Source organism: Psychrobacter immobilis, from assembly GCF_904846285.1.
GTDB lineage: Bacteria > Pseudomonadota > Gammaproteobacteria > Pseudomonadales > Moraxellaceae > Psychrobacter > Psychrobacter immobilis_D.
In genome coordinates this window covers 26,534-36,837 of the sequence record NZ_CAJHAD010000026.1, presented here as the reverse complement: position 1 = coordinate 36,837, position 10,304 = coordinate 26,534, and the positions used below count along the sequence as shown (strand labels likewise).

Below are 10,304 nucleotides of genomic sequence, written 5' to 3'. Positions count from 1 at the left end.
CTGAATAGGTCATATATTCTTATACCATTTCGCTTGTTTTAAAACAATTGTATCTTATTTATAAAAGACTGACTATAGTTCTGATTTCACTGTTTTTTAAACGGAAAAATAGAGATATAAAAATAATGGCATATATAATTGAAGCTTATGATTAAAAAATTGTACGATTTTCTTTATAAAAAAGGACTGCGATTTGCAGTCCTTTTTATTTTGATGTTGAGCTAAAACTAACAACTACTCGCCATCATTTTTAGGCTTTTTAAGTAAGACCAATACCGCACCATTACCGCCATCTTTTGGTGGGGCAGAGCAAAAAGCCAATACTTCTGGCAATTGACGTAGCCAACCATTGACGCAGGTTTTTAAAATGGCCTCAGAACCTTTACCATGGACGATTTTTACCATGGTTTCGTTATTTTGTTTCGCTTGGCTTAATAGTTGGGTCATCGCCACGCGCGCTTCTTCGATGGTGCAGCCATGAATATCTACCGCGTCATACCAACGTAGCTTGCCTTTTTTGAGTTGATCAAAGATTTTGTTTTGCAAGGTTGGCTGCTTATAAGACAAATAGGCTTCAGCAGCAACAGGATTGAGTAATGCTTGCATATCTGACAGGCCTGCGCCCAAGTCACTTGCTTCACTACCTTGAGCTGCGGCACGTTTTGATAACGTTGCGGCGTCAAGTTTGCCAGCTTTTGAAGCATTGGCAGGCGAGCGTACATTTTTATCTTCTAGTTGATTGACGCCATGCATCGCTTGCATAAATAGCACTTTATCGTCGTCGATATGTTCGCTATCTAATTGCTTGACCGTCTTTTTAACTTGTTTTTGCGTCAACAGTGAGACAGGTTCGGTTGGCTTTTCATTGTCGCCATCTGCTGAGTTGGTATCACGACCTTTACTCAGTTGCCCTTTAAGCTCTTTTAGTTGGTCTTGCATTTCTTTTGAAAACAGAGAGTTTGACATAATAGTTAACGTATCGTTGGTGAGTGAATGAGGTGTTTATTAGATGTCTTGAAACTATCTAATCTTAAATTAAGATTTTTCAGTTACTTTTTTAATTACTTTACGCCTGTGCTGCGACGCTCGCAAGTAAGGATTGTAATGCTTGTCCAGGATGTTCAGTTTTCATAAATTGCTCACCGATTAAGAAGTGCTGAATATTATGGCTTAACATCATTTGGATATCATCGCTGCTGTGAATACCACTTTCGGTTACGATGAGCGGTCGTGCTAAGCTGGCATTGGGATTAGCAGAAAGCGCATCATCGATGGCAAGCTCACGTAATAGCGTGTTCTTTAACTCAAGTGTCGTCTGTAAATCCACATCAAAGGTATTTAAATCACGGTTGTTGACACCGTAAATATTGTGTTCTGAATGTGGCAGCTGTAGGGCACGTTCAAGCTCTTCTGCCGTATGCACTTCTATCAATACATCCATACCAAGCTCAATGCTTAAAGCGTGTAGCTCTTGTACTTGGGTATCGTCAAGACAGGCCATAATCAGCAAGATGCAATCGGCACCCATCAAGTAAGATTGGTAAATCTGATATACATCGACCATAAAATCTTTACGTAATATCGGTAAGCTGCAAGACTCGCGTGCTTGGATTAAGTAGCTGTCATCACCTTGGAAATAATCACGGTCGGTAAGCACCGACAGACAACTGGCACCCGCTTGCTCATATTGCTTAGCAAACAGCGCTGGCGCAAAGTTATGATTGATAACACCTTTAGAAGGTGAAGCTTTTTTAATCTCAGCAATGATACCAATATCAACGCTGCGCAAAGCATTAGCAAAACCGCGACGGGGCTTTGTATCAGCGGCAACTTGTGCCTTTAATGCCTCAAGCGATACTGCCGCATGAGCAGCGACCACTTCCTCATGTTTAGTAGCGACAATACGCTGCAACACTGAAGGAATAGAAGTATCTGATTTTAGATTGGCGGTCATGGCTATATTCCGTTATTTGGTAAAAAAATTAGGGAAACAATTAAGTAAATAAATTAAAGCTGCATAAATAGCTGTGATTAAAAGGATTATGCGTAACGTATTTTTTTAAATCTAATTTTATCAAGCTTCAGTGGCTAATTGCTGTGTATATTTGGCCAAGTCATCTAGCTTAATTAAAGCGTCACCATTTTGAATGACTTTTTGTGCGCGGCTCACGCCATTTGGATAGTTGCTCGCAAGACCCGCAGTATATATTGCCGCACCGGCATTTAACGCAATCATATCACGGGCTTTTAGGACAGCGCGGTCATTAGTGTTCGTGCCTGATAAAGCGGCACGAATAAGTGCCAAGCTTTGTTCTGGAGAATCTACATCAAGCCCGATAAGAGTTTGTGATTCAACGCCGGCATCTTCTGGCATCATCTCATAAACAGAGATTTCACCATCTTTTAACTCAGCTACCGTGGTTGAGGTGGCCAGACTGATTTCATCCAAACCATCTTTTGCACCGACCACCATCACATGGCGCGCGCCCAGATTTTTCATCACTTTTGCCAAAGGTTCACATAACTGCGCGGTAAAGACGCCGATGACAAGATTTGGTGTGCCAGCAGGGTTGGTGAGTGGACCTAAAATATTAAAAATCGTCCGCGCTTTTAGCTCACGGCGTACTGGATTGGCATAACGCATCGCACTATGATGATTGGGGGCAAATAAGAAACCAATGCCTTGATTTTCGATACACTGCTGCGCTTGTTCAGGGGTCAGGGAAAGACTAATGCCTGCTTGCTCAAGTAAATCTGAGCTACCAGATTTGGTCGAAACGCCGCGGTTACCATGCTTAGCAACTTGGGCACCTGCTGCTGCTGCTACTAATGCTGCGGCTGTTGATACGTTAAATAAATTGGCACCATCACCCCCAGTACCAACGATATCCACCATATATTCGCAGTCTTTTGGGCTGATATTGGCAGCTAAGGCACGCATGGCACTCGCCGACGCCGTAATCTCATCGATTGATTCGCCTTTCATACGCAGACCCGTCAAAATTGCGCCCATCATGGCATCGCTACATCTGCCTTGCATAATGATGAGCATCACTTGATACATCTCATCAAAAGTTAAATCAATATGCTGAAAAATTCTGCCCAAAGCGGTGGTTAGTAGCTTATGGATACTCTCATCAGACAGCTGATTGATATCCTCAACAGCTTGCTGGGTTTGGCTAATTTGCTTACTCTTATTAATTTGTTCCATCATTGATTTTTCATCCTGCATAGCGGCAGAGGTCATAATATTCTCACTTATTATTATCTTTTATAATTATCGTATAAATTGATTAGGTTAAATAAAGCGCGTTGTTTAAAACAGCTATCCTACTTGCGGTAGCTCATCTGAGGCTATCACCGCTAAGTGATGCGCTTGCAAAAAGTTATTAAGCAGTTGATAACCTGCTTCGCTTAAAATCGATTCAGGATGAAACTGAACGCCTTCAATCGCGAACTCACGGTGACGAATGCCCATGATGGCTTCGATACTACCGCCCGCATTTTGTGTCCAAGCGCTGACTTCAAAGCAGTCGGGTAAGCTGGACTTTTCAAGCACCAGCGAATGATAACGGGTAAACTGTGCTGGATTGGGCAAATCGACAAACGCGGCTTGTCCATGATGATAAATAGCCGATAAACGCCCATGCATGACCTCGCTTGCTTTCACAACTTTGCCGCCAAATGCTTGGCCGATTGCCTGATGGCCCAAGCAAATACCTAATATTGGGATCATGCCCTTAAAAGTCTCAATCACCTCTAACGATATACCAGCGCGATCAGGGTCGCAGGGTCCGGGACCAATAACAATGGCATCTGGGGCAAGTGCTTTAATTTCATCAATGCTGATCTCATCATTACGCCAAACTGTGATGTCCTGCTGCAATTCGCCGAAGTACTGTACAATATTGTAGGTAAAGCTGTCGTAATTATCGATCATCAAAATCATTATATCTTCAACTCATTGATTTTCTGGTACTTTACTATCTTGCACTTAATTATGAGGATTGTTTATGGTTATTTATAAAGCGAAGCCGTTTCTATAATGCTAAATAGTTTTTTAATCTTGCTATATTAAAAGTCGTTATCTTAACACTATTTTACCATCTATCAAATGCCGCTCAGTGGCACTATGATTGATAATATATGCACTATAAAGGTGCGAAATTTACTAAGAAAACGCTAATTACTGCTCATTTATAGTGCTGTTATTGTTTTGTTATACATTTACAATTGATAGTTAAACACCACAGTGGTGATGCCAATCACTTGCTAATACATCAGGATATTTTTTATAAGTATTTGTATTTGCTAGCAATACTTGTGGACTATGACTTTTTGTTATATTGAGGGTTTGATGACTGCAGTCAAAATTGGCATAGCAGTTGCAGCTCTCACAAGTGTTAGTAGCCGCCGCTACTGAGCAATGTAAGGTTTAATTACTAATATGCATTTGAAGAGTTCAGCATTATGAGTCAGATGTTGCTAAAATAGCCCCTGCCTTTATTCGGTTAAGAAAAATTAGCCGTTAATAATAAAGAAATGCACTGATTAACCAATGATGAACGTTCTAAATATATCGCTAAGTCCCAGCATAATAGGAACAATACGATTTATTTTTAGCTCAGTTTTATAAATAGATTTTAAAGTTTTTAAGAATTTCGCAGTTTAGATTTTTTCATCCTAAGTCTCAATTTAAATACCATGATAACCACAAGGGAAATTATTTATGTCAAATAAATTACTTGATCTGATCAAATCATCCAATGCCAAATGGGTTGATTTTCGTTTCACCGATACTCGCGGTAAAGAGCATCACATGACTTTTCCGGCGCACAGCGTTGATGAAGAAGTGATGGAAGATGGCAAGATGTTTGACGGTTCATCGATTGCTGGCTGGAAAGGTATCGAAGCCTCCGACATGATTTTGCGCCCTGATCCAGAAACCGCCTTTATCGACCCGTTTTTTGACGCGGTTACTGTGGTTGTGACCTGTGACATTATCGAGCCATCAACGCTACAAGGCTATGATCGTGACCCACGCTCTATCGCTCGCCGTGCTGAAGAGTATTTGAAATCGACTGGCATTGGCGACACGGCTTTTTTTGGTCCTGAGCCTGAGTTTTTTGTATTTGATGAAGTGAAATGGTCTGTCAACATGTCTGGTGTCAGCCATGAAATTGTCGCTGAAGAAGCCGCTTGGTCGACCAATAAAGACTATGAGTGGGGCAACATGGGGCATCGCCCGCGCGTTAAAGGTGGCTATGTACCAGTACCACCGGTTGATAGCTCACAAGATATGCGTGCGGTGATGTGCGATCGTATCGAAGATATGATTGGCGAAGGTTGCATTGAGGTGCATCATCATGAAGTTACTCCTTGCCAGCTAGAGATTGGCGTTGCTTTTAATACGTTAGTTCGCAAGGCGGATGAAGTACAAAAGCTCAAGTACGCAGTACATAACGTTGCCCATCAGTTTGGTAAAACCGCAACTTTTATGCCAAAACCTATCGTTGGTGATAATGGTTCTGGCATGCACGTGCATATTTCTATCTCAAAAGACGGCGTCAATACTTTCTCAGGCGATGAATATGCTGGTCTTTCAGAAACCGCGCTATACTTTATCGGCGGTGTTATCAAACATGCGCGTGCCTTGAATGCGATTACCAACCCATCGACCAACAGCTATAAGCGCCTAGTGCCACATTATGAAGCGCCTATCAAACTGGCATACTCAGCGTCTAACCGCTCAGCCTCTATCCGTATTCCGCACGTTAGTAGCCCAAAAGCGGTGCGTGTTGAAGCACGTTTCCCTGATCCAGCAGCCAACCCATACCTAGCGTTTGCGGCGTTGTTGATGGCAGGTCTTGACGGTATTCAAAACAAAATGCATCCAGGTGAAGCCGCTGATAAAAACTTATATGACTTGCCACCAGAAGAAGAAGCACTCATTCCAACGGTCGCCGAAAACTTAGAAGTGGCGCTACAGGCGTTAAAAGATGATCATGAGTTCTTATTAAAAGGTGACGTCTTCACTAAAGAGATGTTAGAAGCCTATATTGCACTGAAGCAAGAAGAAGTACAGCGTGTCAATATCACGGTACATCCTGTTGAGTTTGACTTGTACTATAGCTGCTAATTTGTAGTTAACACGCTAAATTCTCGATAAACAAAAACCAGCTAAATCGCATTTAGCTGGTTTTTTTATGGCTTTTTTATCGACAATTGTTTTAAAATGAGAGCCTGATAACGAATACATGATGACGAATGTAATTACGTCTTTACTCATAGTAGTGTTTCTTACTGGTGAATTTCTTAGAATTTAAGCTCACGGTTTCTACAAGGTGGAGTGCATAGTAAACCGCAATACTCAGTTTTTCACAACCAGCTATAATAATGATAACAGCAGGCAATGCCATGAAAACCTCAACCTTAAGCCTTTTCTTAGTAATCAGCTTGTCACTATTTCAAATAGGCTGTATGCAACAAGAAAAAAAGCAAGACCCATATAAAGAGGGCAACATCGTCACTTGGAAGATCAACGATCATCTCATTCTCAAGGCTGAAGTGGAAGAAAGGCGGGAGCATTTTGTCACCCACAATGAACGAGTAGAAAGAGAGTTTTATCGTCCACAGTATGAACGTTATATTGGACAATTTCCCATTGATTATCAGCCTACGGAGTTTGACAATATAAGTGAAGAAGAAGCAAGAGACATGCCTATCTCTAAAACATCAGGCGGAGGGTATGAGTTTAATCTGATGCTCAACGGCTCGTTGGTACAGGCTACAGATAACAGTGTTAATTCTAATGACACCTTAGATCATCCTGATCAGGTGAAGGTAGTGATTAACTCATATCAAACCAGTCGTACAACTAAAGAGGCTTATTTGATAGATAAGAAAGGTAAATATAAATCAGAAATGTCTGATCAATACAATCTTCAATGTGACATTCGAGACGATATTGGATTAGGTTGCTTTGGTGACTCTACTAACAGTCAAGTCTCTGGCATAGTTTTTTCATTTCGAGGTGATGATCAGGTAAAAGCTATTTCATACGAGCCTATTTATGGTGGTATCAAAGTTGAATGGTATTTTCATCGTAGTAACTTAGAGCACTGGCAGGAAATCGATACTGTGATATGGGATTTGATAGATACATGGAATATTTCACCAATAGAGTAAAAAACGACTAACTTAAGAGGTCATATCTTCATAAATTCCTGTATAAGACTACTGCTGTCGTAAATGTACTATTCTAGACTAGAGTCTATTTGTCATTTATCTAACATAATAGACGCTAGTGTTATTCGCTGAAAAATACCCCATAATAGTACTACTATACTTATTAAACACGCGCACTTATTAGGTTGACTGACTATGATTTCATCATTAAAAAGTACTATTTTCAATAAAAGGTTGTCGCTAAGCCTACTAACAGGTTTGACTATCAGCACAGCCAGTCTCTACGCACCGATGGCAAATGCCGCTGCTATCTATAAAGTTGTCGATGAAAAAACGGGTCAAGTCACCTTTACCGATCGTCCGCAAAATTATCAACAGCAGGCAGGTAAGCAAATTAGTCAAACCAGTGTCATAACTGGCAATGATAGTGTTGGTGCAAATAGTTCGGGTCAAACAAATAATACAAGCAATCAGCCTGTCAATACTACCCAAGCTCCTGCTGCCGCTAACACCACTGCCAACAGTGACTCAACCGCTAATAAAGCGCCCATTAATTATCAGCTGACGATGACAGAGCCTAGTGAAGAGCGGGCGTATCGTCGTCCCGTACAAATTATTGATGTAAAGGTGCAAGTAAAACCGGCACTACAAGCAGGCGATAGTGTCAGCATTTACTTAGATGGTAACGAGGTGGCGCAAGGTTTAAGCGCTTCGATCGCAACCGTTGATATTCTGCCGGGTACGCATAGCGTAAAAGCTGTGCTGAAAAATAAAAAAGGTCAGATAGCAAAACAGGTAGAGCGTACCGTCTATGTCATCCAAAATACGCAAACCTTGCAAAATAAGAAAAAAATAGCAGAGCAATTATTGGCTTATCAGCGCCTGCCTTGGCATCAAAAAGTACTATTAAAAATGCGTCAAGATGGCAAACAACCGAATATGTTGTCATTTACTAAACCAGTAGTTGATAGACCCATAGTTGATAGACCCATGACACTTGAAGAGCCAGTAAAAAAATAACTTTGGGTCACTGTGTTAAATGTTAATAATAAAAAATTAGCGGCAATACATTAATAATAATTCATAGACATAAAATAAGGGCAATCACTGAAAGCAGTGATTGCCCTTATCTATAGAACTTAGCAATAATATCTATTGCTTAACTCATTAATTATTCATTTATTTTGTTAATTCAATCGTGCCATTAGCAGTCACTGAAATGGTGCTGTTGCCAGACTCAAAGCTTTGGCTTGGTACTGAATCACTTACAGATTCAGCTTTCATGTTCATCGCGCTATACATAGGGCGCGGATAGTTGCTGCCGGTATTTAGATTGACAGTGACGACACGATAGCTGCGTGCATCCCATGCACGAGTCAGGTTTTTAGCCTGCTGTTGAAAGGCGCGTGAAGCATCGGTCATCAGTTTTTGCTCTAGCGCATCTTTTTTAGCATCTGAAACCCCAAAGTTTAGATTTTCCATGACTAAGGTTTGTTGTAAGTCTGCAATCAACTGGCTGGTCGCCGCAAAGTCGGTGCTCTTTAAGTCGATGCTGGCTTGTCCAGTCCAACCAATGATTTTGTCATTTTTATCGTAGCGCGGGTAGGTGCGCTGCTGACCGGTACTGACTGTCACGCTTGGGTAGCGTTTGGCGATTTTCATGGCATTATTGACAGAGGTATTAAGCGTGGTCGCTAGTGTTTTAGCATCTGATGCCTGGGCTTTTTTATACATACTGGCGCGAACTTCGTCATTCTGAATTTCTTCTTTGACTTCTGTCTGAAAAGTCAGCTGATCGTAGCCTGTGGGTTCTGCATGGGCGCTACCCATCATCGATGTCAATAAGGCAGCGGTGCCTGTAGCAAGTGCGGCTTTGTTCATCCAAGTATTTCTCATAGCTATCTCCTAATAAGTGGTAATAATCGTAATCATATTTGTGCGAGGTGTATGGTTATAAAACTCACTTTTATATGAGGGTTTTTTGTATTGGTTTTTATTCAATATACCCTGACTAAAATAGCAAAAATCAAACCAATTGCTGTGAGAATTTTGTCATTCAAGTTGCTGCTTAGATTTGGTTGCATCGTTGCTTGTGCGCAGTAAGTGGAGAGATGGTTTATCGCCTAAAGCAAACAGTTTGACGATGGGGGTTGTAATAATAAAAAATTCTTGTATAATCTGCAACTGGTGGCTCCATTGGTAGCCTCGCAACATTGTTCTATGAACCCCGCCAGGACCGGAAGGTAGCAACGGTAATAGTTATAATGTGTGCCGAGGATGTGCTTTTGGAGTCGCTTTTTTTGCCCAAAATTTGCTGATAGTCCTGCTATATCGTTTCAAAGAGTCAAACCTGATAATAAGTCCTTCATCGTAAAGGGCTTTTTTTTCGCCTGCATTTCGTCTGATTTTGAACTCTGAACCAGATTTATAGGTTAAAATACAATGTAGTAACCTTTATTAACAATAATATCAATTATTAATACGAAACGTTTTGGGATCTGTTTATGAAAATGTTTGTTTGGGTGTTCATTGCAGTGGTTGTATTGGTCGTGGTCTTTGGGGTATCCGTTTTTAATAAGCTGGTGCGTGCCCGCAACCAAGCGAAAAATGGCTTTGCGCAAATCGATGTACAACTAAAACGTCGTCATGATTTGATTCCAAATTTGGTTGAGACAGCCAAGCGTTATTTAGCGCACGAAGAAGAAACGCTGACCCGCGTGATTAGTGCGCGTAATCATGCTCAAAGTCTGCAGGATTCTAGCAAGCATCAGCCAGATTCGCTTGAACACATGGCGCTGTTTGCCAAGGCAGAAGGGATGTTATCTAAAGCATTAGGTCAATTCTCAGCGGTTGTGGAGGCTTACCCTGAGCTAAAAGCGGACAGTATGATTAAAGAGTTGATGGATGAGTTGACCAATACTGAAAATCGGATTGGCTTTGCACGTCAGCATTATAATGACAGCGTGATGTTTTATAATAACGACCGTGAAGTGTTCCCTAATAACCTCGTCAGCAGCACATTTGGCTTTCGGCCACTCAGCCCATTGGTATTTGAAGACAGAAAGGCAATTGCGCAAGCACCTGTCGTTAATATGGGTTGATTTTATATGCATTTA

The 10,304-nt window shown here is 41.2% G+C and carries 9 protein-coding genes and 1 other RNA gene; 5 read left to right on the top strand and 5 right to left on the bottom strand.

Annotated elements, in window-relative coordinates:
- Positions 1–234: 234 nt before the first annotated feature.
- From JMX13_RS12240 to JMX13_RS12225, 4 genes are all read right to left on the bottom strand, one after another.
- Complete coding sequence (locus JMX13_RS12240) at positions 235–966, bottom strand: Smr/MutS family protein (protein ID WP_201564977.1); 732 nt, start codon at positions 964–966, stop codon at positions 235–237.
- 100 nt (positions 967–1,066) lie between these two features.
- A complete protein-coding gene (gene trpC / locus JMX13_RS12235) occupies positions 1,067–1,954 on the bottom strand; it encodes an indole-3-glycerol phosphate synthase TrpC (protein WP_201612942.1) in 888 nt (295 codons plus the stop codon).
- Positions 1,955–2,074: 120 nt separating this feature from the next.
- Positions 2,075–3,211: an anthranilate phosphoribosyltransferase gene (gene trpD, locus JMX13_RS12230; RefSeq protein ID WP_201612954.1), complete on the bottom strand. Its 1,137-nt coding sequence runs from the start codon at positions 3,209–3,211 to the stop codon at positions 2,075–2,077.
- A 114-nt stretch (positions 3,212–3,325) separates the two neighbouring features.
- Complete coding sequence (locus JMX13_RS12225; protein WP_201612940.1) at positions 3,326–3,949, bottom strand: anthranilate synthase component II; 624 nt, start codon at positions 3,947–3,949, stop codon at positions 3,326–3,328.
- Between the two features lie 780 nt (positions 3,950–4,729).
- Here JMX13_RS12225 and glnA point away from each other — a divergent pair.
- From glnA to JMX13_RS12210, 3 genes are all read left to right on the top strand, one after another.
- A complete protein-coding gene (glnA, locus tag JMX13_RS12220) occupies positions 4,730–6,139 on the top strand; it encodes a type I glutamate--ammonia ligase (RefSeq protein WP_149489375.1) in 1,410 nt (469 codons plus the stop codon).
- Positions 6,140–6,417: 278 nt separating this feature from the next.
- Positions 6,418–7,188: a hypothetical protein gene (locus tag JMX13_RS12215; protein WP_201612938.1), complete on the top strand. Its 771-nt coding sequence runs from the start codon at positions 6,418–6,420 to the stop codon at positions 7,186–7,188.
- 195 nt (positions 7,189–7,383) lie between these two features.
- Positions 7,384–8,208: a DUF4124 domain-containing protein gene (locus tag JMX13_RS12210; RefSeq protein WP_227686314.1), complete on the top strand. Its 825-nt coding sequence runs from the start codon at positions 7,384–7,386 to the stop codon at positions 8,206–8,208.
- A 159-nt stretch (positions 8,209–8,367) separates the two neighbouring features.
- On the opposite strand, the gene JMX13_RS12205 is transcribed toward JMX13_RS12210, so the two are convergent.
- Positions 8,368–9,084, bottom strand: coding sequence for an SIMPL domain-containing protein (locus JMX13_RS12205; RefSeq protein WP_201612936.1), 717 nt, complete (start codon positions 9,082–9,084; stop codon positions 8,368–8,370).
- A 298-nt stretch (positions 9,085–9,382) separates the two neighbouring features.
- Here JMX13_RS12205 and ffs point away from each other — a divergent pair.
- An RNA gene (gene ffs / locus JMX13_RS12200) (signal recognition particle sRNA small type) lies at positions 9,383–9,479 on the top strand.
- A 213-nt stretch (positions 9,480–9,692) separates the two neighbouring features.
- Positions 9,693–10,289, top strand: coding sequence for a LemA family protein (locus tag JMX13_RS12195; RefSeq protein ID WP_201546404.1), 597 nt, complete (start codon positions 9,693–9,695; stop codon positions 10,287–10,289).
- Positions 10,290–10,304 lie beyond the last annotated feature (15 nt).